This is a genomic window from Cryobacterium sp. BB736 (assembly GCF_014980265.1).
Classification (GTDB): domain Bacteria; phylum Actinomycetota; class Actinomycetes; order Actinomycetales; family Microbacteriaceae; genus Terrimesophilobacter.
Genome location: NZ_JABXWQ010000004.1, coordinates 76,056 through 98,620, shown reverse-complemented (window position 1 = coordinate 98,620; position 22,565 = coordinate 76,056). Strand labels below are relative to the sequence as shown.

The following is a 22,565-nucleotide window of genomic DNA, read 5'->3' as shown; positions in this document are numbered from 1 at the left end:
CCCCTCGTGCGGGTGTTCGGCATCGACCCCGGCCTCACCCGGTGCGGTGTCGGGGTCGTCGATGTCACGCCCGACCGACGCGCCACCCTGGTGTTCGTCGACGTCATCCGCACCGGCGCCGGGGAGGCGCTAGAGAAGCGGCTCCTCACGATCGGGAACGGGATCGCCTCGATGCTCGACGAGTGGCATCCGGATGCTGTTGCCATCGAACGCGTATTCGCGCAGCAGAACCTGCGCACCGTGATGGGCGTCGCCCAGGCCAGCGGTGTTGCCCTGCATGCGTCCGCCGCCCGCGGTCTCGACGTCGGATTCCACACGCCGACCGAGGTCAAGGCGGCCCTCACCGGCTACGGCGGCGCCGAGAAGAAGCAGCTGGCGACGATGGTGGCGAAGGTGCTCCGCCTTGCGGAGGCGCCCAAGCCGGCCGACGCATCGGATGCGCTCGCCCTGGCCATCTGTCACGCCTGGAAACGCGGCGCGAGCGTCGCAACGGATCGAGGGACACTCACTCCCGCGCAGCAGGCGTGGCACGCCGCCGAGCGCTCCGCGGCGAGGTCGGGGGCCCACCGTAGGCTGGCTCCATGATCGCTTCCGTCCGCGGCACCGTGCTCGCAACATCAGGTTCGAGTGTCGTCGTCGAGGTCGGGGGAGTCGGGCTGCGTGTCGCGGTGACGCCTGACACGGCGCTCTCGCTGCGCGTCGGGTCGGAGGCCAGCCTGCAGACCGCGCTCATCGTTCGTGAGGACGAACTCGCCCTCTATGGCTTCGCAGATGACGAGGAGCGCGAGCTGTTCGACCTGCTGCGTGGAGTAAGCGGGGTCGGACCGAAGTCCGCGATGGGTGTGCTCGGCGGCCTCCGCCCAGCGGAGATCGCCGCCGCGGTTGCGAACGAGGACGATGCTGCATTCCGCAAGGTCTCCGGCATCGGACCGAAGACCGCCAAGCTCATCGTCGTCTCGCTCGCAGGCAAGCTCACCGCAGTGCGCATGCAAAGTGCCCCAGCTTCACGCGTGCCTACGCGCGTCGGTGACAGTGTCATCGCGGCCCTCGCCGGCCTCGGCTGGTCGGAGAAGATCGCTGCGCAGGCTGTAGACGACGCCGTCGCCGCGGCATCCGACGATGAGAAGTCGAACGTGCAGGCGCTGCTGCGCATCGCCCTCGCGAACCTCGGACCCAGCCAGCTCAGCTCCATGGGTGGCCGTTCATGACGGGCGACGCCGCCGGCGACCTCGGCATCGTCCGGTCGACACCGGAATCGGATGCCGAGCTCGCCTTCGAGGGCGCGCTTCGTCCGAAGACGCTCGCTGAGTTCGTCGGGCAGGCCAAGGTGCGCGCACAGCTGCAGCTGCTGCTCGACGCGGCGCGGATCCAGAACCGCACACCGGACCACATCCTGCTCGCCGGCCCGCCCGGCCTCGGCAAGACGACGCTCGCCATGATCGTCGCGGAGGAGAGCTGTCGGCCGCTGCGCATGTCCAGCGGCCCAGCGATCCAGCACGCGGGCGACCTGGCAGCGTTACTGTCGTCGCTCGTGCCGGGGGAGATCCTGTTCATCGACGAGATCCACCGCATGGCACGGTCGGCGGAGGAGATGCTGTACCTCGCGATGGAGGACTTCCGCATCGACATCATGGTCGGCAAGGGCGCAGGCGCCACGTCGATCCCACTCGACCTGGCACCGTTCACCCTGGTCGGCGCGACCACGCGATCCGGTCTGCTTCCGAACCCGTTGCGCGACCGCTTCGGGTTCACCGCCCACCTGGAGTTCTACGACGAGGGTGAGCTCGAGCAGGTGCTCATCCGTGCGGCGGCGCTCCTCGAGCTCAATGTCGAACCCGATGCCCTCGCCGAGATCGCGGGCCGTTCCCGTGGGACCCCGCGAATCGCCAACCGTCTGCTGCGACGTGTGCGGGACTACATCCTGGTGCACGACGTCGACGGTCTGCACGCGGTGCAGTCGGCGCTCGAGCTGTATGACGTCGACGGGCTCGGCCTGGACCGGCTCGACCGGGCGGTGCTCGACATCATCCTGACCCGCTTCGACGGCGGCCCGGTCGGTTTGAACACACTCGCTGTATCGGTCGGCGAGGAGGCCGAGACCATCGAATCGGTCGTCGAGCCGTTCCTGGTTCGGGTCGGCATGCTGACCCGCACTCCGCGTGGCCGTGTCGCCACGCGCGCCGCCTTCGAGCACCTCGGGATCCAGCGGCGCTCAGACGCCCTGTTCGGCGATGACCTATGATGTTTAACTGGCTCTTCACAGCCTGATCCCACGCGATCAGTGGCACAGTCGCACGGCTGACCGCCGACTGGAGCCGCAACCACAGTCCCCTTCGGAAGGCCAAGTCCCACATGGACCTCACATTCGTCATCATCCTCGTCGCCCTCGCGGCGTTGCTCTTCTTCCAGTTCCGCTCCGGCAAGAAGCGCCAGCGTGAGGCCGAGGAGCGTCGCACCCAGATGGTGCCAGGCACCGAGGTGATGACAAACTTCGGCCTGTACGGCACCATCACCGCGATCGACGAAGACGACAACATCGCCACCCTCGAGGTCGCCCCCGGTGTCGAACTCCGCGTGCACCGTCAGGTCCTCCTGAAGCCCGCCGACGACGCCGTGGCTGCTACCGACGACGAGACCGCCGACGCAATCGAGGACAGCACAACCGACGTTGCAACGGACGACGGCACAACCGGAGATGACAAGAAGGCGCTCTAGTAGGCGCTAACCTGAAACCTGCTCCACGCGAAGACGCGTGGACCGCGGGCCGTTGCCCGCACAATAACTCCTGATCTGACCCTAGAAAGCTGAGCGTACGTGGCCGCAAGATCGACACCGGTGAAGAGGGCATGGCGCACTCTCACCTGGCTCCTGGTGATCGTGCTCGGACTGGTGGCGCTCAACGGCGCAGCGGTCATCTGGGGTGGCGGGTCGTGGACCCCGAAGCTCGCGCTCGACCTTGAGGGCGGAACCCAGATCATCCTGGCGCCGCAACTGGAGAGCGGCCAGGCCGTCACTCAGGAACAGCTCGACCAGGCCGTGTCGATCATCCGCCAGCGTGTCGACGCATCCGGTGTCGCTGAGGCAGAGATCAGCACGCAGAGCGGGCAGAACGTCATCGTCTCGATCCCCGGCGTTCCGGATGACGAGACCATGGAGCGCCTCGAGGCGTCGGCCAAGCTCGAGTTCCGCCCAGTGCTGGTCGCGGATGTCTCTGCGACGTCGGCGATGGGTGAGGATGGCGAGCCGAGTCCGTCACCGTCGCCTTCGGCACCACCGGCGGAAGAGCCCGCGGCCGAGCCGAGCGTCACTCCGACCGATGCCAGCGACCTGAACTGGATCACCCCGGCGCTGCAGGAGGAGTTCACGAACTTCACCTGTGACACGATCGATGAGGCCGCAATGGCGGTCGCGCCGGACGACAAGCCGCTCATCACGTGTGACGACACGCTGCAGTTCAAGTACATCCTCGGCCCGGTGGAGGTCAGCGGTGAGCGCATCGCCGACGCACAGGCCGCGCTGGTCGCCAACAGCCAGGGTGTCAGCACCGGCCAGTGGGGTGTCAACATCGTGTTCGACGGTGAGGGCACTAAGGAGTTCGGCGACGTCACCAAGCGGCTGTTCCAGCTTCAGGGTTCGCAGAACCAGTTCGCGGTCGTGCTCGATGGCAAGGTCATCACCGCGCCGACCACCAACGCGGTCATCACCGACGGCAAGCCGCAGATCACCGGATCCTTCACCCAGGAGACCGCGAAGACCCTCGCGGACCAGCTGAAGTTCGGTGCGCTGCCGATCGGCTTCGTCGTGCAGAGCCAGGACACCATCTCGGCGACTCTCGGTGAGAGCCAGCTGCAAAGCGGTCTGCTCGCGGGCCTCATCGGCCTCATCCTGGTGGTCATCTACTCGCTCATCCAGTACCGGACGCTCGGCTCCGTAACGGTCGTGTCGCTCATGGTCGCGGCGATCATCACCTACCTGCTGGTCACGATCCTGTCCTGGCGTGAGGGCTACCGACTCTCACTCGCGGGCGTCGCAGGCCTCATCGTGGCGGTCGGTATCACCGCGGACTCGTTCATCGTCTACTTCGAGCGCATCCGCGATGAACTGCGCGACGGGCGCGCCCTCGTCTCGGCTGTCGAGGCGGGTTGGAAGCGTGCTCTGCGCACGATCTTCGCGTCGGACACGGTCAACTTCCTCGCGGCCGCGGTGCTGTTCCTGCTGGCCGTTGGAAACGTCCGCGGCTTCGCGTTCACGCTCGGGCTCACGACGCTCGTCGACCTCCTCGTCGTGTCGATGTTCACCCACCCGGTCATGCAGCTGCTCGCGCAGACGAAATTCTTCGGAGAGGGTCACCGCTTCAGCGGACTCGACCCGCGCGCCCTCGGCGCGGTGTACCGCGGGCGGGCGCAGTTCCGCGATCCCGTTGCAGTCCCGGCCAGTAAGCGCGCGTCGAGCAGCCGTGAGGCCGCAAAGCGTCAGACCATCGCCGAGCGCAAAGCCGCCGAGAAGGTCAGCTCCGTCAGCACCGGTTCCACCAGCACCAGTGCCAAGAACTCCAGTGCTAAGAAGAACGCGGGGAAGGATTCCTGATGGCCAGCTTCTCCCAGTTCGGCAACGACCTCTACACAGGCAAGCGCTCGTTTGATTTCATCGGCAAGCGCCGGATCTGGTACTCGATCGCCATCTCCCTGATCATCCTGTTCGTCGGCGTCACGCTGATGCGCGGCGGCTTCCAGTTCGGTATCGAGTTCCGCGGCGGTTCGCAGTTCGAGGTTGCCGATGTCGCGAATCCGGATGACGCCCTTGCTTCGGATGTCGTTGCATCCGTCGTCGACAAGGCGAACGCGAAGGTCACGATCGTCGGCGGCGACTCTGTCCGGGTGCAGACCGACCAGTTGACCAACCGCGAGAGCGATGATGTGCGCGATGCACTCGCCGAGGCCTACGGCGTCGGTGTTTCGGATGTCACAGCATCGTTCATCGGCCCGGTCTGGGGTCAGGACATCACCAACTCGTCCATCCGGGCGTTGTTGGTGTTCCTCGGCCTCGCCGCTGTTGTGATGGCGCTCTACTTCCGCACCTGGAAGATGTCGCTCGCCGCGATGATCGCACTGCTGCACGACCTGGTGATCACCGCCGGCATCTATGGCGTCCTCGCGTTCGAGGTGACCCCGGCAGCGATGATCGGCTTCCTGACCATCCTCGGCTACTCGCTGTACGACACTGTCGTGGTGTTCGACAAGATTCGCGAGAACACCACAGAGGACACCGGGGTGCGAACCTTCTCGGAGTCGGTGAACCTTGCGGTGAACCAGACGCTGGTGCGGTCGATCAACACCTCAGTCGTCGCACTGCTCCCGGTCGCCTCGATCCTGTTCATCGGATCGGTGCTGCTCGGTGCCGGCACGCTGCGAGACATCGCCCTGGCCTTGTTCATCGGAATGCTCGTCGGCACCTACTCGACGATCTTCATCGCGGCGCCGCTGTACGCGCACCTGCGGCAGAACGAGCCGGAGCTGAGGAAGCAGGAGCAGCGGCTGACCGAGAACCGCAAGGCGAGCATCGCCTAGCCGGTAGCGAACAGCCGCGGAATCTCAGGGCCCCGGTGTTAGTTTTGCCAGTGGAGGAGGCGCGATGACCGATACACGATCGGGCTCTGCGCAGGGCCCCACGGCACCTGTCGCATTGCGGCGCGCCCTCTTCCCGCGCATCTTCTCCAAGGGCCAGCCGGCGGGCACGGTCGGGGCGCTCATCAAGACCGTCCGCACCCACCACCCCAAGGCGGAAACCGGCATCATCGAGCGCGCCTACGTTGCCGCGGAACGGGCCCACGAGGGCCAGTTGCGCAAGAGCGGCGAGCCGTACATCACGCATCCGCTCGCGGTCGCGACGATTCTCGCCGACCTCGGCATCGGCCCGGTGACGATCGCCGCCGCGCTGCTGCATGACACGGTGGAGGACACCGACTACACACTTGAGAGCCTGCGCGACGACTTCGGCGACGAGGTTGCGATGCTCGTCGACGGCGTCACCAAGCTGGACAAGCTCAAGTACGGCGACAGCGCCCAGGCCGAGACCGTCCGGAAGATGGTCGTCGCGATGTCGAAGGACATCCGGGTGCTCGTCATCAAGCTCGCTGATCGGCTGCACAACGCCCGCACCTGGGGCTTCGTGGATGGCGACTCCGCCCGCCGCAAGGCGCAGGAGACGCTCGACATCTACGCCCCGCTCGCGCACCGGCTGGGTATCCAGACGATCAAGCTGGAGCTGGAAGACCTGTCGTTCGCGGTGCTGTACCCGAAGATCTATGTTGAGATCGAGTCGCTTGTCAAGCAGCGCAACCCCGAGCGCGCGGGCTTCATCCAGGAGGTCATCGATGCGGTGACGGAGGACCTCAAGGCGTCGAAGATCCGCGGTCGGATCATGGGCCGGCCCAAGCAGTACTACTCGATCTACCAGAAGATGGTGCAGCGCGGACGCGAGTTCGACGATATCTACGACCTCGTCGGTGTGCGCGTGCTGGTGAACTCTGTCCGTGACTGCTACGCGGTGCTCGGGGCGATCCACGCGCGCTGGAACCCGCTGCCCGGCCGGTTCAAGGACTACATCGCCACCCCGAAGTTCAACCTGTACCAGTCGCTGCACACCACCGTCATCGGCCCGCACGGCCGGTCAGTGGAGCTGCAGATCCGCACCGAGGAGATGCACCAGCGCGCCGAGTACGGTGTCGCCGCGCACTGGAAGTACAAGGAGCGGATGGCCGGCAAGCTGCCGGAGAAGACCTTCGCTGGCAGCACCGAGATGGCGTGGCTCGCCCACATCTCCGACTGGCAGGCGGAGACCAGCGACCCGAATGAGTTCCTCGAGTCGCTGCGCTTCGAGATCGGCGCCAAAGAGGTGTACGTGTTCACCCCGCAGGGCAAGGTCATCGGCCTCCCGGCGGGCGCGACCCCGGTGGACTTCGCCTACGCGGTGCACACCGAGGTCGGCCACCGCACGATGGGTGCGAAGGTCAACGGCCGGCTCGTGCCGCTGGACACCCCGCTCACGAGTGGTGAGGTCGTCGAGGTACTGACGTCGAAGAATCCGGATGCCGGACCGAGTCAGGACTGGCTGGCGTTCGTCAAGAGCACGAGGGCCCGCAACAAGATCAAGCAGTGGTTCACCAAGGAACGCCGCGAAGAGGCCATCGAGCAGGGCAAGGACGCGATCGCCAGGGCGATGCGCAAGCAGAACCTGCCACTGCAGAAGCTTATGAGCCAGGACTCGTTCAACGAGGTCGCCGCGCAACTGCGCTACGAGGACGTCTCCGGCCTGTACGCGGCCGTCGGGGAGGGACATGTCTCCACCCAGTCGGTGATCGAGAAGGTGCTCGCACTCGTCGCCACCGAGCCCGACGATGTTCCGGAGCTGCCCTTCCGTCCCGGCCGTGCCACGCCGTTGCGCAACAGCAACTCCGGTGTGCTCGTGCGCGGTGCGCCAGACATCCTGGTGAAGCTCGCCAAGTGCTGCACGCCGGTCCCAGGCGACGAAATCGTCGGCTTCGTGACGCGCGGCGCTGGGGTGTCGGTGCATCAGCGTAAGTGCGTGAACGTCAAGGCGCTGCTCGCGGAGCCCGACCGGATGATCGAAGTCGAGTGGGCGCCGACGAGCTCGAGCGTCTTCCTGGTGCAGATCCAGGTCGAGGCGCTCGATCGTGCCGGCCTTCTGTCTGATGTGACGCGCGTGCTCTCCGAACACCACGTCAACATCCTGTCGGCGACCGTCGCGACCTCAAGCGACCGGCTGGCGCTCAGCCGGTTCCTGTTCGAGATGGGCGACACCACCCACCTGGAGAAGGTGCTGAACGCGGTGCGCCGCATCGACCAGGTCTATGACGTGTACCGGGTGAACGCGAACTAATTAGGCACCGAGTGCGAATGCCAGCCGACGCAGCGCGAGGCGCTTGTTCGGGAGGTTGCGGCGAGCGAGCGCAACCCGACGGATGTGACCACGGTCGAGACCGCCGATGTCGGCCAGCGCCGACACCGTGGCAGCGGCGCGCTCATCGAACGGCTCGCTGAAGCGCACCAGGTCAAGGATGGTGCGGAGCTCGGTGGTGACCCGGACGCCGCCGAGTTCGGTGCAGTCAGCCGGCCCGATGACTACCTCACGCACGGTCACCCTGGCCGGGTACGCCGGACGTGAGCGCGCTGAGAGGGGAGCGCAGAACTGGTGACGCTCGGGCACCGTCGCCGTCGCGCCCAGAATCCACGCCGCTGTCGCCCGTTCTGCGATCAGCCGACCCCGCGCCAGGCGGGCGACCGAGAGCGCCCGCAGCAGGGCCGTTTCTGCCTGGTCGACCGGAGCGAAGCCCTCGCCGATCCCGAACAGCTCGCCATCGAGGCGGGCCGCGCACAGTTCCGCCATCGGCAAGTCGTCGTCATCGAGCAGCGACGCGAGCCGGCTGGGGGAGAGGACCGCAGTCATCCCTCTATGGTCGCCGAGCGCGCCGTGGGACGTTCATCACGCGTCTGCCAACTGTGCACAACCGCGGCAGTCGGGCCGGCGGCGACGCGGGTCAGCCGATCGCGCCGAGCCAGAGCTTGCGTGCGGCGAGTGCTTCCTCGGCCTCGGCAATGCGCTTGGCGTCGCCGGCCGTCTTCGCGTCGGCGAGTTCCTTCTCGAGCTTCTCGATCGCATCCTGAAGCTGCCCGGCGAGACCCTCCGCGCGCGCCTTGCGCTCGGGGTTGTTCTTCTGCCAGTGCTCCTCGTCAAGCTTGCGCACCGCCGCCTCGACCTTGCGCAGCCGATCCTCGACCACGCGAACCTGGTCGCGGGGTACCTTGCCGATCTCGTCCCAGCGACGCTGGATCGCGAGCAGCTTCTCTCGCGCAACGTCGCGGTCGGTCTCCTTCAGCAGCGGCTCGGCCTCATTCAGGAGCTCGAGCTTCTGCTCCAGGTTGCCGCGGAACTCCTCGTCGTCCTTGGCGTCGAGCTCTGCCTTCGCAGCGTAGATCGCGTCGCCTGCGGCCTTGAACCGTGCCCACAGAGCGTCATCGACCTTTTTGCCTGCACGTCCGGCGCGCTTCCAGTCGTCCAGGAGCGCCCGGTAGGCGGGGATGCCGTCAGCACCCTGCGGCACAAGCGCCTCCGCCTTCTCTGCGAGCTCCTGCTTGCGGCCGCGCGCATCCTTGTGCGCCGCGTCCAGCTCGGCGAAGAACGCCCTGCGGTGCGTCTCGATCGTCAGGCGCGCTGCACGGAACCGCTTCCACAGCTCGTCGCGCTCCGCCTTCGGCAGCCGCGGGCCGTTCTGCTGCTGCTCCTGCCACCGCGCGAACAGGGCGTCCAGTGCGGCGCTCACCTGCTTCCACTGGGCCTTCGCCGGGTCGGCTGCGGCAAGCGCCTCTGCCTCCTCGACGACGGCGGTGCGCTCGGCGATCGCCTGCTGCAGTGCGGCCTTCGACTCCTCGGCCTGCTGGGCGGTCAGCTCGCCGACAGCGCCCTTCAGCGTGTCGAGGCGCGCCTCGAGCGAGGCGAGGTCACCGACAGCGTTCGCCTCAGAAACCGCACGGCGCAGGGTCTCGACCGTCTTGGCCACGTCGGACGCGGATGCGCCGCGACGAACCCGCTGCTCGAGCAGCCGGACCTGGCCCTCCAACTCGGTGAACTTCCGCTCGAAGTAGGCGAGCGCCTCCTGTGGGCTGCCATCCGGGAACGCTCCGACAACGCGCTCGGCGTCGGCGGTGCGCACGTAGACCGTGCCCGTCTCGTCGACACGCCCCCACTGCGACTGATTGTCTTCGGCCAACTGCCTCACCTTGCTGCTTGGATCAGGAATGCTCTCGCGCGGGCCGGTTCACTTACCCGCGATAACCGAGCACAAGCCTATTGCCTACTGAACGCTCACGCTCGTGATGGTCGTCGGGATGACCGGAGCGCCGTCGTTGGCCCCACGGGGACCACCCGGCTGCACACCACCGCTTGCGATCTCCTCGATGAACCGGTCGAGCCCGTCGGTGACCTTGCCGAAGACGGTGTACCCGCCTGCCATATCGTCCGGCAGGCTGCCGTCCTCGTACATGATGAAGAACTGGTGCCCCTGGCTGTAGGCGTCGCCGCCGGCACGCGCCATCGCGATCGTGCCCGCCGGGTAGACGCCGTCCTCCGGCGCGTTCTCGATGGGCCCGAAGCGGAAGTCGGGGTCGCCCGCGCCGGTTCCATCCAGGGAGCCGCACTGGATGAGCTTGACCCCAGCGTCGGTCAAGCGGTGGCAGGTCTTGTCGACGAAGTAGCCGTCTTGCACCTGCTGGACGAACGCGGCGACAGCCTGCGGCGCCGCAGCACCGTCGAGTTCGAACGCGAGCGGCACGTCGTTGAGCACGAGCTCACCGGTCCAGGTGCGGAACTCGGAGAGCGCCGGGTCGGGGATGTCGCCGACGTTCTGCTGCGGCTCTGGAGTCGCTGTGGCCGACGGCTCCGGCGTGGGCTCCGGGGCGCCAGGTCCGGCGGTGAAGAACACCACCTGGGTGAGCGTGGCGAGAGCCGCGATGACGACGACACCGATGACAGCCAGCACGTTGTCCCGCTTGCGCCGCGACACCCGCTGCTTGTGCACTTCCTGCCGCGCGTTGAAACGACGCAGACGCTCGCGCGCCTGCCGTGCCTCACGATCGGCGCTCTTGCTCGGTGCCACGGACCCTCCATCTTGCGTTCACCAACGAACCGTGAAGAACACTACCGGTTGGGCGAAGGACGGTCGGTGCAGCCAACTACCATGGCCGCTATGGCCGATCTGCAACCGGGGTTGCGCACGGGCGCGACACCGCTCGCCGTGCGGATGCGACCGCGCACCCTTGACGAGTTGGCCGGCCAGAAGCACCTTCTGACGCCCGGCTCGCCCCTCATCAGCCTCGCCGGCGACACGACGGGGGAGCAGGGCGCGGTCTCTGTCATCCTGTGGGGCCCGCCCGGCACCGGCAAGACCACGATTGCCCAGGCGATCGCGCGCAGTTCCGGGCGCAAGTTCGTCGAACTGTCCGCCGTCACCGCGGGAGTCAAGGACGTCCGCCAGGTCATGCAGGACGCGATGTCCGCCCGCGACCTGTACGGCGTCTCGACGGTGCTGTTCCTCGACGAGATCCACCGTTTCACCAAGGCGCAGCAGGATGCCCTGCTTCCCGGCGTCGAGAACGGCTGGGTCATCCTCGTCGCAGCTACCACCGAGAACCCGTCGTTCTCGGTGATCGCGCCGCTGCTGTCCCGCTCCCTGCTGCTGACGCTCGAGCAGCTGTCCGACGACGACCTCGGCGAAGTCATCGACCGGGCACTGGGCGACGATCGCGGATTGGCGGATGCCGTCAGCCTGCAGCAGGATGCGCGGGCGGCCATCATCCGGTTGGCCTCCGGCGACGCACGGCGCGCGCTCACCGCGCTGGAGGCATCCGCCGCCGCCGCGACCGCGCTCGCGGAGGATGGGAAGCCGGTCATCACGCCCGAGGTCGTCGCGACCGCTGTCGACCGGGCGCTGCTGCGCTACGACCGGCAGGGTGACGAGCATTACGACGTGATCAGTGCCTTCATCAAGTCGGTGCGCGGCTCCGACGTCGACGCCGCGATCCATTACCTCGCCCGGATGATCGAGGCGGGGGAGGACCCGCGGTTCATCGCTCGGCGCATCATCATCCTGGCAGCGGAAGACATCGGCATGGCAGACCCGAACGCGCTGAATATCGCCGTATCCGCAGCCGAGGCGGTGCAGCTGATCGGAATGCCGGAGGGGCGGATCCCACTCGCTGAAGCAGTGGTCTACCTGGCCACCGCACCGAAGTCCAACGCGGCGTACTCAGCCATCAACGCGGCGATAGCGGATGTCCGCGCAGGCAAGATCGGCCGGGTGCCCAAGCATTTGCGGGACGCGCACTACCCGGGAGCCAAACGGCTCGGCCACGGCAAGGGCTACCGTTACGCGCACGACTCCGACCTGGGGGTGGTCGAGCAGCAGTACCTCCCCGACGAGCTCCAGGGCACGCGGTACTACACGCCGACAGAGCACGGCAACGAGCGCGACGTGTCGGTGCGGCTGGCCAAGCTGCGGAAGATCATCCGCGGCGGCCGCGACTAGCATCCGATCGGCCCCGGCCGTCTGCTAACATTGATCCGCCTACAGTGGGCTCTCGCGCGCGGCTGCTTCGAGACTCAACTGGATGGGAACGCCCTTTAGCCGGACGGTACCCGTGGCGCATCCCTCTTCCATGAACCTGTCGCTGTGCGCGCATGCGCGGCAGTCGAAGACCGATGAACTCATTCGTACCGAAAGGAAACCGTGTCTACCAAGTCACGTACCCACAGCAAGACCCGCCTCTCGCGGGCTCTGGGCATCGCCCTCACCCCGAAGGCAGCCAAGTACCTCGAGAAGCGCCCCTACGCTCCGGGCGAGCACGGACGCACCCGCCGCAAGACCGACAGCGACTACGCCGTCCGTCTGCGGGAGAAGCAGCGTCTGCGCGCCCAGTACGGCATCCGCGAGGCGCAGCTGCGCATCGTGTTCCAGGAGGCCCGCCGCACCCAGGGCCTGACCGGTGAGAACCTGGTCGAGCTGCTGGAGATGCGCCTCGACGCCCTCGTGCTGCGTGCCGGCTTCGCCCGCACCACCGCGCAGGCTCGCCAGCTGATCGTGCACCGTCACATCATGGTCGATGGCCAGCGCGTCGACCGCCCGTCCTTCCGCGTGAAGCCGGGTCAGCTCATCCACGTGCACCCGCGCAGCGAGGTGCTCGAGCCGTTCCAGGTCGCGGCCGCCGGCGGTCACGCCGAGGTCCTGCCGAAGGTCCCGGGCTACCTCGAGGTCGAGCTCGAAAAGCTGCAGGCTCGCCTGGTCCGCCGCCCGAAGCGCGCCGAGGTCCCGGTGACCTGCGAAGTGCAGCTCGTGGTCGAGTACTACGCAGCACGCTAAGCGACACAAGAGCTCCAAGAGCGAGTCGGGGCGGTTGCACTTCGGTGCGCCGCCCCGTTCGCGTTTAACATAGCTCGCTGGCCGTCCGCGCGCAGCAGGCGTCAACCGTGGCACGATTAGGCTTTATGAGTTCTTACTGAACTCACTCGACTTTTCATTTAGGAGCAGTGCTTATGGGCAAGGTGTTCTGGCTGATCGTCGGTGTCGGCGTCGGGTTCGTCGTTGCGCACCAGGTCAACAAGACTCCCGAGGGCAGGAAGTTCTTCGAAGACGTCGACAGCAAGGCCCGCGAGTTCGCGGACGCCGTCGTCGAGGGTTACCGGGCACGTGAGGCTGAGTTGCGTGGCGAGCTCGACGACGAGTTCGCCGCCGAGGCCGGCTGAGCACCGATTCCTCAGACCACTGCCTGCCGGGCCTCCCGGCACTGATCCGGGACAACCCATGCAAACCGCTGAAATCCGTCGCCGCTGGCTCGACTTCTTCGCCGAGCGCGGCCACACCGTCGTGCCGTCGGCCTCGCTCGTCAGCGACGACCCCACCCTCATGTTCACCATCGCCGGGATGGTGCCGTTCATCCCGTACCTGTCCGGTCTGGTTCCGGCGCCGTACCCGCGGGCGACGAGCGTGCAGAAGTGCATCCGCACCCTCGACATCGATGAGGTCGGCAAGACGACCCGCCACGGCACGTTCTTCCAGATGAACGGCAACTTCTCCTTCGGCGACTACTTCAAGGAAGGTGCGATCGGCTACGCGTGGGAGCTGCTGACCACGAGCGAGTCGGACGGCGGCTACGGCTTCAACGAGCGTGACCTCTGGGTGACCGTCTACGAGGACGACGATGAGGCCGCTGCGCTGTGGAAGAAGGTCGCCGGGCTCCCGGATGAGCGCATCCAGCGGCTCGGCCGCGAGGACAACTACTGGCACACCGGCCAGTCCGGCCCCGGCGGTCCGTGCTCGGAGATCTACTTCGACCGCGGCCCCGCCTACGGCGCCGAGGGTGGGCCGGCCGTCGACGACAACCGGTTTGTGGAGATCTGGAACCTGGTCTTCATGCAGTACCTGCTCGACGATGTGCGCTCGAAGACCGAGTTCAGGATCGTCGGGGACCTGCCGAAGCAGAACATCGACACCGGCATGGGCATGGAGCGCGTCGCGTTCCTGAAGCAGGGTGTCGAGAACATGTACGAGATCGACCAGGTCCGGCCGGTGCTCGACCGGGCGGCCGAACTCTCCGGACGCCGGTACGGCGCCGACCACGACGACGATGTGCGGATGCGTGTCATCGCCGACCACGTGCGCTCGGCGCTCATGCTCATGGCCGACGGTGTCGCACCGTCCAACGAGGGGCGCGGCTACATCCTGCGGCGTCTGCTGCGCCGCAGCGTGCGCGCGATGCGCCTGCTCGGGGTCGACGCGGCCACCTTCGACGTGCTGTTCCCCGCCTCCCGGGACGCGATGAAGTCCTCCTACCCTGAGGTGGAGCACGAGTTCGACCGTATCTCCCGCCTCGCCTACGCCGAGGAGGAGACCTTCCTCGGCACGCTCGAGAGCGGCACCAGCATCCTCGACGTCGCGGTGGAGAAGACTCGCGCATCCGGAAGCAAGGAGCTGCCGGGGGACACTGCCTTCCTGCTGCACGACACCTTCGGCTTCCCGATCGACCTGACGCTGGAGATGGCAGAGGAAGCTGGCCTGAGCGTCGACCGCGGCGCGTTCGACACCCTCATGGCCGAGCAGCGCTCGAAGGCGAAGGCGGATGCCCGCTCGCGCAAGTCGCACCTGGCCGACCTGTCGGTCTACAGCGAGTTCCGCGGGCTTGGCGAGACGGTGTTCACCGGCTACGAGTTCCTGGAGACCGACAGCCGGGTGCTCGGCCTGATCGTCGACGGCGAATCGGTTACCTCTGCGAGCGCGGGCCAGACGGCGGAGGTCATTCTCGCCGAGACCGCGCTGTACCCGGAGTCCGGCGGCCAGGATGCCGACGCTGGTCGCATCGTCGGCACCGGCTTCGACCTCGAGGTGCTCGACGTGCAGCGCCCGGTGAAGGGACTCATCAGCCACAAGGTGCAGGTCACCAGCGGCGAGGTCGCGGTCGGCGAACCGGCCACGAGCGTTGTCGACGCCGAGTACCGCCGTGGCGCCACGCAGGCGCACTCGGCGACCCACCTCATCCACGCCGCGCTGCGTGAGGTGCTCGGGCCGCAGGCGCACCAGTCCGGTTCGTACAACAAAGCCGGCTACATGCGCCTTGACTTCGGCTGGAGCCAACCGCTCTCCCCGGAGACCCGCTCCGAGATCGAAGAGCTCGCGAACGTCGCGATCCGCCGCAACCTCGAGGTCGAGACGCGCGTCATGCCGCTCGATGAGGCGAAGGCCCTGGGCGCCATGGCGCTGTTCGGAGAGAAGTACGGCGAGACCGTGCGGGTCGTGGACATCGGCGGGCCGTGGTCACGCGAGCTGTGTGCAGGCACCCACGTCACCCGCAGCTCCGAGGTGGGGCTGATCAGCGTCGTCAGTGAGGCATCCGTCGGCTCGACCAACCGCCGGATCGAGTCGTTGGTTGGTATGGAGGCATTCCGCGAACTGGCAACAGAGCGCGCGATCGTGTCGCAGCTGAGCGCCAACCTGAAGACTCCGCGTGAGCAGCTTCCGGAGCGCATCGCCGAGCTCATGGGCAACCTGAAGGCCGCGGAGAAGCGCATCGCCGCGTTCCAGGCGGCCGAGCTCGCGCAGCGCGCTCCGGCGCTCGCCTCCGGCGCGCAGCAGGTCGCCGGGGTGAAGCGCGTCGTCGACAGCATCGGCAGTGCCTCCTCAGCCGATGACCTCCGGTCGTTGGTGACGGATGTCCGTGGCCGGCTTGGCGCGGAGGCGGCCGTCGTCGCCCTCGCCGCGGACATCGGCGGCAAGCCGGCCGTGATCGTGGCCACCAACGACGCCGCTCGCGGTCTCGGCGTGAAGGCTGGCCCGCTGGCCAAGACCGCAGCGGGCGTGCTCGGCGGCGGTGGCGGCGGCAAGGACGAGCTCGCCCAGGGTGGCGGGTCTGACGTCTCGGCGATCCCGGCCGCGCTCGACTCCATCCGAGACGCCCTGCCGAGGTGACCATGCGCAGTGGCGTCCGGCTCGGCATCGACGTTGGCACCGTCCGCGTGGGCGTTGCGCGCAGCGACCTGCACGGCATGCTCGCAACCCCCGTCGAAACCGTCACCCGCGGCGACGGCGACGTCACCGCGATCCTGGCGATCGCCTCCGAGCTGGAGGCAATCGAGTTGATCGTGGGACTGCCGCTGTCCCTGTCGGGGGCGCGGACGAGGTCGACGGATGACGCCGCCGAGTTCGCCGCTCGGCTCGCCGTAGGCGGGCGCCCGGTGAGGTTGGTCGACGAGCGCCTCTCCACCGTGAGCGCCCAGCAGTCCCTGCACGCCGCCGGGCGCGACACCAAGGGCTCTCGGAAAGTCATCGATCAGGTGGCCGCAACTATAATCCTTCAGCACGCCCTCGACCTCGAGCGCTCGTCCGGTACGGCACCGGGTGAGCTCGTGGTCTCAACCCAAGGACCGTGATCGTGGCAGACGAGCCCAACTGGGACGACATCTTCACCACGCAGCCGCAGGCTGCAGCGGAGCAACCGACGGAACCCGCCGACGGCGACGGGCTGCCGACCAGACGCTCTGCACGCCGGGAGCCGACCGCGCGTCGGCCTCGCCGCAGCGAGCGGCAGGACCGGGTCAGGGACCGGGGCCCCCGCAAGCGGCGCCGCTGGATTCCGTGGCTGATCTCCATCGTCGTTGTGCTCGGCCTCGGCGCCGGTGCGACGGCGGTCGTGTGGGCCAACTACGAGGACCAGATCCGCAAGGTGCTCGGCTGGGAGCTGCCGCCGGCTGACTTCGAGGGCAGCGGCACGGGCGAGGCGACCATCGTCATCAACAGCGGCGACAACGGCGCCGCAGTGGCGCGCGCGCTGCTCGAGGCGAACGTGATCGCGAGTTTCGACGCGTTCTACGACCTGCTCCTGGCGGACCCGAACGTGCAGTTCTTCCCTGGCTTCTACGTGCTCAAAGAGCAGATGAGCGCGCAAGCGGCGCTCGACGCGCTGCAGGACCCGGCCAATCGTGTCGAGAACACCGCGCTCATCCAGGAGGGCAAGAGCAAGGACCAGGCGTTTGAGATCCTGAGCGCGGCCACCGAGATCCCGATCGAGGAGTTCCAGGCAGAGGCCGAGGACCTCGCGAGCTTCGGCATCCCCGCAGAGGCCCCGAGCATCGAGGGCTACCTGTTCCCGGCCACCTACACCTTCGATCCAGGGGTCACGGCCCGCTCTGTGCTCGAGCGGCTCGTGAACCGCACCTTCGAGTCGCTGGATGCCGCCGGTGTTGCCCCGGAGGACCGGCATCGGGTGCTCACCATCGCGTCGCTCATCCAGCGTGAGGCCGGCAGCAAGGCGGAGGACTTCTACAAGGTCTCGCGTGTGGTCCAGAACCGGGTGAAGAGCGGCATGCTGCTGCAGTTCGACTCGACCTCGCACTACGGCTACGCCTGGGCGCACGGCGAGCGGCTCGACGGCGGCGTCTTCAGCAACACCGAAGAACTCACCGACGACAACCCGTACAACACCTACGTGCATACCGGTCTGCCGATCGGGCCGATCGGCGCGGCAGGGGACCTCGCCATCAGAGCGGCGCTCGAGCCCGCCGACGGGGCGTGGCTGTACTTCGTCACGGTCAACCTGGAGACCGGGGAGACCGTGTTCTCCGACACCCTGAGCCAGCACAACGCGGCAGTGAAGCAGCTGCAGCAGTGGTGCCGGGATACCAGAAGCCCCACCTGCGGATGAGGCTCGCAGTCCTCGGGTCGCCGATCGCGCACTCGAAGTCCCCTGTGCTGCACCGGGCCGCCTACGACGTGCTCGGTCTCGACTGGGAGTACACCGCGATCGAGGTCGGCGCAGGCGGACTCGCCGACTTCCTCGCGAGCTGCGGACCGGACTGGCGTGGCCTCTCGCTCACCATGCCGCTCAAGCGCGAGGCACTGGCGCTGCTGGCCGAGGTCGAACCGGTCGCCGCACAGGTCGGTGCCGTGAACACCGTGTTGCTCCGCGACGGGGCGAGGGCCGGGTTCAACACCGACATCTACGGCGTGCAGCAGGCGCTTCGCGAACTGGGCGTAACCAGCCCGAGGACCGTGCTGCTTCTCGGCGCGGGAGCGACAGCGTCATCGGTGATCGCCGCGGTGCACGGCCTCGGCGCGACATGCGTCGTCATCGGCGCACGCACGCCGGGGAAGGCGGGCGAAGCGCTCAAGCTCGCCACCCGACTCGGCGTCACCGCAACCGCTCACGACTTCGACACCGCGGTGCGTGAGGCGGCGCAGAACGCGGACGTGGTCATCAGCACCCTGCCCGGCGACGCCGCGCTCGGCCGCGAACTGCCGACCGAGCTTCGGCAGTCGGTTCCGCTGTTCGACGTCGCCTATGCGCCGTGGCCGACCGCCATCGCACGGTCCTGGGCGGCGGTCGGCGGGACCGCGGCATCCGGTCTCGGGATGCTGCTGCACCAGGCGCTCCGGCAGGTGCGGATCTTCGTCACCGGCGACCCGGACCAGCCGCTGGACGACGAAGCCGCCGTGCTCACGGCCATGCGCCGGGCAATCGGGCACTGACGGCTGTGGGAAGATCGATTACATGCTTCGTTGGTTGACCGCTGGGGAATCGCACGGCCCCGAGCTCATTGCGATCCTCGAGGGGCTCCCGGCCGGAGTGCCGGTCAGCCTCGATGCCATCCGCGAGGATCTGGCCCGGCGCCGCCTGGGCTACGGCCGTGGTGCCAGGCAGAAGTTCGAGCAGGACGAGCTCGCTATTTCCGCGGGCGTCCGGTTCGGTGCGAGCATCGGCAGCCCCATCGCGGTGCGGATCGGCAACACCGAGTGGCCCCGCTGGGTCGAGGTGATGAGCGCTGAACCAGTCGACCCTGCGACTCTCCCCAAGGGCCGCGGCGCCCCGCTGACCCGGCCACGTCCCGGGCACGCCGACCTCACCGGCATGCAGAAGTACGGCTTCGACGAGGCCCGCAACGTGCTCGAACGCGCCAGCGCGCGAGAGACCGCCGCGCGCGTTGCCCTGGGCGCGGTCGCGCGCTCATTCTTGGAACAGCTCGGCATCCGGGTCATCAGCCACACCCTGTCGATCGGCTCCGTGCGGGTGCCAGCGGGCAGCGCCCTGCCGACACCCGATGACGTCGCCGCATTGGACGCCGACCCGCTGCGCTGCTTCGACCCCGACACCTCGACCAGGATGGTCGCCGAGGTCGATGACGCGCACGAGGCGGGCGACACGCTCGGTGGAGTCGTCGAAGTTCTCGCGTACGGCGTGCCGCCCGGACTCGGCTCCTACACCCACTGGGATCGCCGTCTGGATGCGCAGCTCGCCGCCGCCCTCATGGGCATCCAGGCCATCAAGGGCGTCGAGGTGGGCGACGGGTTCCTCACCGCAGCACGCCGCGGGTCCCAGGCCCACGACGAGTTGTTCCAGACCGACTCCGGCATCGCCCGCGCATCCGATCGTGCCGGTGGCACAGAGGGCGGCATGAGCACCGGAACCGTGCTGCGCGTGTCCGCCGCGATGAAACCGATCTCAACCGTCCCGCACGCCCTGCGCACCGTCGACGTCGCCACCGGAGGCACGGCGGATGCGCACCATCAGCGCTCCGACGTGTGCGCCGTGCCGGCCGCGGGCGTGGTCGGCGAGGCCATGGTCGCGCTCGTGCTCGCCAACGCCGTGCTGGAGAAGTTCGGCGGCGACTCCCTCGAGGAGACCAGGCGCAACCTCCAGGGCTACCTGGCCGCGATCCCCGACAACCTGCGCACCGACCCAGCCCTGTTCTCACCCGAATGACCGAATCGCCCGTCGCCGTGATCATCGGCCCGCCCGCCGCGGGCAAGACGCGCATCGGCCGTCACGTCGCTCGTCTGCTCGAGGTGCCGTTCATCGACGTCGACCACCGGATCCGGGAGGCCCACGGCCCGATCCCCGACATCTTCGCGGCCCACGGCGAAAAGCACTTCCGCGCCCTCGAGCGCGCTGAGGTCGCGCGCGCCCTGGGTGAGCATGCGATCGTCTCGCTGGGCGGGGGAGCCGTGCTCAACCCGGACACCCAACGCGACCTTGCCCAGCTCACCGTGATCGGACTCACCGTGAGCCCGGAGGCAGCCGCCGAGCGACTGGACTCGCACACGCGACCGCTCATCACCGGCGGCATCGACGCGTGGATGCGGCTGGTGGAGAGCCGTCGCGCCCTCTACGACCAGCTCGCCACGGCAACCTGGGACACATCGAGGCGCAGCGCCCCGAAGCTCGCCCACGACATCGCCAACTGGCTGAGCAGACGACCAAGCACCAAGGAGCAAGCATGACGACGACCATCACCGTCGCCGGTACCAACCCCTACGACGTCATCGTCGGACGCGGCACGAGCGCCGAAATCGCAGCGCAGCTCGGTTCCGGGGTGCGCAAGGTGCTCGTGGTGCACCCGCCGACGCTCGGGGCACGGGCCGAGGCGCTCCGGCAGTCCCTGGCCGGCGACTTCGAGGTGCTTCTTGCCGAGGTGCCGGATGCCGAGGCCGGCAAACGGGTCGAGGTTGCCGCGTTCTGCTGGCAGATCATGGGACAGTCCGACTTCACGCGTTCCGATGCGGTCATCGGCATGGGCGGGGGAGCAGCAACCGACCTCGCCGGTTTCGTCGCAGCCACCTGGCTGCGCGGGGTCCGGCTCATCCAGGTGCCGACCACCGTGCTGGGCATGGTGGATGCCGCGATCGGCGGCAAGACCGGTATCAACACCAACGAGGGCAAGAACTTGGTTGGCTCGTTCTATGAGCCGTCCGCGGTGATCGTCGACCTCGACCTGCTCGACGGTCTCAGCCAGATGGAGGTGCTCGCGGGCTTCGGCGAGGTCGTCAAGTACGGCTTCATCGCCGAGCCCGAGATCCTCGAGCTGATCGAGGCCGATGTCACGGCAGCGACCGACCCCAACTCGGACGCCTTCCGGCGCATCGTCGAGTTGTCGATCGGCATCAAGGCCAGGGTGGTCGGCAACGACTTCAAGGAGGCAGGCGAGCGCGAGATCCTCAACTACGGGCACACGCTCGGCCACGCCATCGAATTCGCCGAACGGTACCAGTGGCGTCACGGCGCCGCGGTCGCGATCGGCATGATGTACGCGGCGGAACTCGCTCGGCTCACCGGCCGACTCTCCGACGCCGTCGTCGACCGGCACCGCAGCATCCTCGAGTCCCTGCAGTTGCCGGTGACCTACCCGGCCGGCCGCTGGAACACTCTGCTGTCGGTGATGAAGCGGGACAAGAAGGCGCGCGGCGACCTGCTGCGCTTCATCGTGCTCGACGACGTGGCCCGGCCGACCGTGCTCGCCGGACCGGACGAGTCGCTGCTCTTCGCCGCCTACCAGGAGATCGGCTCCTAAGCCACCGGTCCCGCCTCACCGGTTTCCAACCAACCGGTTTCCAACAACTACAATGGCTCGGGCGCTACGCCCACCGACGACTCACGAACAGGAACTCTCATGGCCTCTACCGCTGACATCAAGAACGGTGCCGTTCTCAACATCGACGGCGCGCTGTGGACGGTGATCGAGTTCCAGCACGTGAAGCCGGGCAAGGGTGGCGCGTTCGTGCGCACCAAGCTCAAGAACGTCGTCACCGGCAAGACCGTGGACCGCACCTACAACGCGGGCACCAAGCTCGATTTCGAGAACGTCGACCGCCGCGACTTCACCTACCTGTACCGTGACGGCGACGGCTTCGTGTTCATGGACGCGACCGACTACGACCAGGTGACCGTGTCGGAGACCGTCGTCGGCGACGCCGCGAACTTCCTGCTGGAGAACCAGCCGGTCACCATCGCCCTGAACAACGGCAACCCTCTCTACCTGGACCTGCCGGCATCCGTGGTGCTGGAGATCACCTACACCGAGCCGGGCCTGCAGGGCGACCGCTCCACTGGCGGCACCAAGCCCGCGACGGTTGAGACCGGCTACCAGATCCAGGTCCCGCTGTTCCTCGAGGCGGGCACCAAGGTCAAGGTCGACACGCGCACCGGGGACTACCTCGGCCGCGTGAACGACTAGCGCGGATGAGCGCACGCACCAAGGCGCGCAAGCGCGCCCTCGACCTGCTGTACAGCGCAGACCTAACGCAGCGGCCGGTCGGTGACCTGCTCGCCGAGGAGGCCGGTCGTGCCGCCCGCGAACCGGCGCGCACCGCCTCCTGGGAGTACGCGCGACAGATCGTCGAGGGGGTCGAGGAGCACCGCGTCGAGATCGACGAGCTCATCGAGACCTACGCCCAGGGCTGGACCATCAAGCGGATGCCCGCGCTCGACCGGGCGATCACGCGCATCGGCATCTGGGAGCTCGCCTACAACGACGACATCCCCGCTGCCGTGGCGATCGCGGAAGCGGTCGAAGCTGCGACGACTTACAGCACCGACGACTCGGCCGGCTTCGTGAACGGGCTGCTTGGGCGCATCGCCGCCGTCGTCTGACCCGCCATCACACGCGAGAGGCTCGCCTCGAGCACGCAGTATGCTTGAGGCAAGAAGACATCCTTTAAAGCCGTCCGGAGAGGC

General features: G+C 67.7%; 22 protein-coding genes. 19 read left to right on the top strand and 3 right to left on the bottom strand.

The window, feature by feature from the left end:
• Positions 1-6 precede the first annotated feature (6 nt).
• The 7 genes from ruvC (at position 7) to IRG63_RS09950 (ending at position 7,899) form a co-directional block, all read left to right on the top strand.
• Entirely contained in the window at positions 7-585 is a 579-nt protein-coding gene (gene ruvC, locus IRG63_RS09980; protein WP_370566231.1) for a crossover junction endodeoxyribonuclease RuvC, read from the top strand.
• Positions 582-1,208: a Holliday junction branch migration protein RuvA gene (ruvA, locus tag IRG63_RS09975; protein WP_193510024.1), complete on the top strand. Its 627-nt coding sequence runs from the start codon at positions 582-584 to the stop codon at positions 1,206-1,208. The genes ruvC and ruvA overlap by 4 nt, the downstream gene beginning before the upstream one ends.
• Positions 1,205-2,242, top strand: a complete 1,038-nt coding sequence (gene ruvB / locus IRG63_RS09970; protein ID WP_193510023.1) for a Holliday junction branch migration DNA helicase RuvB — start codon at positions 1,205-1,207, stop codon at positions 2,240-2,242. Before ruvA ends, ruvB begins: the two co-directional genes overlap by 4 nt.
• Before the next feature lie 110 nt (positions 2,243-2,352).
• Positions 2,353-2,715 carry a preprotein translocase subunit YajC gene (gene yajC, locus IRG63_RS09965; RefSeq protein ID WP_193510022.1) on the top strand — a complete coding sequence of 121 codons (363 nt, stop codon included), beginning with the start codon at positions 2,353-2,355 and terminating at the stop codon, positions 2,713-2,715.
• A 99-nt stretch (positions 2,716-2,814) separates the two neighbouring features.
• Positions 2,815-4,587, top strand: a complete 1,773-nt coding sequence (gene secD / locus IRG63_RS09960) for a protein translocase subunit SecD (protein ID WP_193510021.1) — start codon at positions 2,815-2,817, stop codon at positions 4,585-4,587.
• A complete protein-coding gene (secF, locus tag IRG63_RS09955; protein ID WP_193510020.1) occupies positions 4,587-5,567 on the top strand; it encodes a protein translocase subunit SecF in 981 nt (326 codons plus the stop codon). The genes secD and secF overlap by 1 nt, the downstream gene beginning before the upstream one ends.
• A gap of 64 nt (positions 5,568-5,631) precedes the next feature.
• A complete protein-coding gene (locus IRG63_RS09950; RefSeq protein WP_168627330.1) occupies positions 5,632-7,899 on the top strand; it encodes a bifunctional (p)ppGpp synthetase/guanosine-3',5'-bis(diphosphate) 3'-pyrophosphohydrolase in 2,268 nt (755 codons plus the stop codon).
• On the opposite strand, the gene IRG63_RS09945 is transcribed toward IRG63_RS09950, so the two are convergent.
• From IRG63_RS09945 to IRG63_RS09935, 3 genes are all read right to left on the bottom strand, one after another.
• Positions 7,900-8,466 carry a hypothetical protein gene (locus IRG63_RS09945; protein WP_193510019.1) on the bottom strand — a complete coding sequence of 189 codons (567 nt, stop codon included), beginning with the start codon at positions 8,464-8,466 and terminating at the stop codon, positions 7,900-7,902.
• 91 nt (positions 8,467-8,557) lie between these two features.
• Positions 8,558-9,796 (bottom strand): DUF349 domain-containing protein, encoded by a 1,239-nt coding sequence (locus IRG63_RS09940; protein ID WP_370566229.1) that lies wholly within the window; start codon positions 9,794-9,796, stop codon positions 8,558-8,560.
• A gap of 75 nt (positions 9,797-9,871) precedes the next feature.
• The gene (locus IRG63_RS09935) at positions 9,872-10,672 is read right to left on the bottom strand and encodes a peptidylprolyl isomerase (protein ID WP_193510018.1); all 801 of its coding nucleotides are present in this window, start codon (positions 10,670-10,672) and stop codon (positions 9,872-9,874) included.
• A gap of 90 nt (positions 10,673-10,762) precedes the next feature.
• On the opposite strand from IRG63_RS09935, the gene IRG63_RS09930 reads away from it, so the two are divergent.
• The 12 genes from IRG63_RS09930 (at position 10,763) to nusB (ending at position 22,481) form a co-directional block, all read left to right on the top strand.
• Entirely contained in the window at positions 10,763-12,100 is a 1,338-nt protein-coding gene (locus IRG63_RS09930; RefSeq protein ID WP_193510017.1) for a replication-associated recombination protein A, read from the top strand.
• Between the two features lie 201 nt (positions 12,101-12,301).
• Complete coding sequence (gene rpsD, locus IRG63_RS09925; RefSeq protein ID WP_193510016.1) at positions 12,302-12,931, top strand: 30S ribosomal protein S4; 630 nt, start codon at positions 12,302-12,304, stop codon at positions 12,929-12,931.
• 173 nt (positions 12,932-13,104) lie between these two features.
• Entirely contained in the window at positions 13,105-13,314 is a 210-nt protein-coding gene (locus IRG63_RS09920) for a hypothetical protein (protein WP_193510015.1), read from the top strand.
• A 58-nt stretch (positions 13,315-13,372) separates the two neighbouring features.
• Complete coding sequence (gene alaS, locus IRG63_RS09915; RefSeq protein ID WP_193510014.1) at positions 13,373-16,030, top strand: alanine--tRNA ligase; 2,658 nt, start codon at positions 13,373-13,375, stop codon at positions 16,028-16,030.
• A gap of 2 nt (positions 16,031-16,032) precedes the next feature.
• The gene (gene ruvX / locus IRG63_RS09910) at positions 16,033-16,491 is read left to right on the top strand and encodes a Holliday junction resolvase RuvX (protein WP_193510013.1); all 459 of its coding nucleotides are present in this window, start codon (positions 16,033-16,035) and stop codon (positions 16,489-16,491) included.
• A 2-nt stretch (positions 16,492-16,493) separates the two neighbouring features.
• Positions 16,494-17,762, top strand: a complete 1,269-nt coding sequence (gene mltG / locus IRG63_RS09905) for an endolytic transglycosylase MltG (protein ID WP_193510012.1) — start codon at positions 16,494-16,496, stop codon at positions 17,760-17,762.
• Positions 17,759-18,586, top strand: coding sequence for a shikimate dehydrogenase (locus IRG63_RS09900; RefSeq protein WP_193510011.1), 828 nt, complete (start codon positions 17,759-17,761; stop codon positions 18,584-18,586). Before mltG ends, IRG63_RS09900 begins: the two co-directional genes overlap by 4 nt.
• A gap of 22 nt (positions 18,587-18,608) precedes the next feature.
• Positions 18,609-19,817 (top strand): chorismate synthase, encoded by a 1,209-nt coding sequence (gene aroC / locus IRG63_RS09895; protein WP_168627319.1) that lies wholly within the window; start codon positions 18,609-18,611, stop codon positions 19,815-19,817.
• Positions 19,814-20,335 carry a shikimate kinase gene (locus tag IRG63_RS09890; protein ID WP_193510010.1) on the top strand — a complete coding sequence of 174 codons (522 nt, stop codon included), beginning with the start codon at positions 19,814-19,816 and terminating at the stop codon, positions 20,333-20,335. The genes aroC and IRG63_RS09890 overlap by 4 nt, the downstream gene beginning before the upstream one ends.
• On the top strand, positions 20,332-21,402 hold the full coding sequence (gene aroB / locus IRG63_RS09885; protein ID WP_193510009.1) for a 3-dehydroquinate synthase: 1,071 nt from the start codon (positions 20,332-20,334) through the stop codon (positions 21,400-21,402). Before IRG63_RS09890 ends, aroB begins: the two co-directional genes overlap by 4 nt.
• Before the next feature lie 99 nt (positions 21,403-21,501).
• Positions 21,502-22,065, top strand: coding sequence for an elongation factor P (gene efp, locus IRG63_RS09880; protein ID WP_168627316.1), 564 nt, complete (start codon positions 21,502-21,504; stop codon positions 22,063-22,065).
• 5 nt (positions 22,066-22,070) lie between these two features.
• Positions 22,071-22,481 carry a transcription antitermination factor NusB gene (nusB, locus tag IRG63_RS09875; RefSeq protein WP_168627315.1) on the top strand — a complete coding sequence of 137 codons (411 nt, stop codon included), beginning with the start codon at positions 22,071-22,073 and terminating at the stop codon, positions 22,479-22,481.
• The last annotated feature ends 84 nt before the right edge of the window (positions 22,482-22,565 follow it).

What these genes read in the sequence shown, in the direction of transcription:
- ruvA (WP_193510024.1), top strand. Translation starts at nt 582, where the DNA reads ATGATCGCTTCCGTCCGCGGCACCGTGCTCGCAACATCAGGTTCGAGT.
- ruvB (WP_193510023.1), top strand. Translation starts at nt 1,205, where the DNA reads ATGACGGGCGACGCCGCCGGCGACCTCGGCATCGTCCGGTCGACACCG.
- yajC (WP_193510022.1), top strand. Translation starts at nt 2,353, where the DNA reads ATGGACCTCACATTCGTCATCATCCTCGTCGCCCTCGCGGCGTTGCTC.
- secF (WP_193510020.1), top strand. Translation starts at nt 4,587, where the DNA reads ATGGCCAGCTTCTCCCAGTTCGGCAACGACCTCTACACAGGCAAGCGC.
- IRG63_RS09950 (WP_168627330.1), top strand. Translation starts at nt 5,632, where the DNA reads ATGACCGATACACGATCGGGCTCTGCGCAGGGCCCCACGGCACCTGTC.
- IRG63_RS09945 (WP_193510019.1), bottom strand. Translation starts at nt 8,466, where the DNA reads ATGACTGCGGTCCTCTCCCCCAGCCGGCTCGCGTCGCTGCTCGATGAC.
- IRG63_RS09930 (WP_193510017.1), top strand. Translation starts at nt 10,763, where the DNA reads ATGGCCGATCTGCAACCGGGGTTGCGCACGGGCGCGACACCGCTCGCC.
- IRG63_RS09920 (WP_193510015.1), top strand. Translation starts at nt 13,105, where the DNA reads ATGGGCAAGGTGTTCTGGCTGATCGTCGGTGTCGGCGTCGGGTTCGTC.
- alaS (WP_193510014.1), top strand. Translation starts at nt 13,373, where the DNA reads ATGCAAACCGCTGAAATCCGTCGCCGCTGGCTCGACTTCTTCGCCGAG.
- ruvX (WP_193510013.1), top strand. Translation starts at nt 16,033, where the DNA reads ATGCGCAGTGGCGTCCGGCTCGGCATCGACGTTGGCACCGTCCGCGTG.
- IRG63_RS09900 (WP_193510011.1), top strand. Translation starts at nt 17,759, where the DNA reads ATGAGGCTCGCAGTCCTCGGGTCGCCGATCGCGCACTCGAAGTCCCCT.
- aroC (WP_168627319.1), top strand. Translation starts at nt 18,609, where the DNA reads ATGCTTCGTTGGTTGACCGCTGGGGAATCGCACGGCCCCGAGCTCATT.
- IRG63_RS09890 (WP_193510010.1), top strand. Translation starts at nt 19,814, where the DNA reads ATGACCGAATCGCCCGTCGCCGTGATCATCGGCCCGCCCGCCGCGGGC.
- aroB (WP_193510009.1), top strand. Translation starts at nt 20,332, where the DNA reads ATGACGACGACCATCACCGTCGCCGGTACCAACCCCTACGACGTCATC.
- efp (WP_168627316.1), top strand. Translation starts at nt 21,502, where the DNA reads ATGGCCTCTACCGCTGACATCAAGAACGGTGCCGTTCTCAACATCGAC.
- nusB (WP_168627315.1), top strand. Translation starts at nt 22,071, where the DNA reads ATGAGCGCACGCACCAAGGCGCGCAAGCGCGCCCTCGACCTGCTGTAC.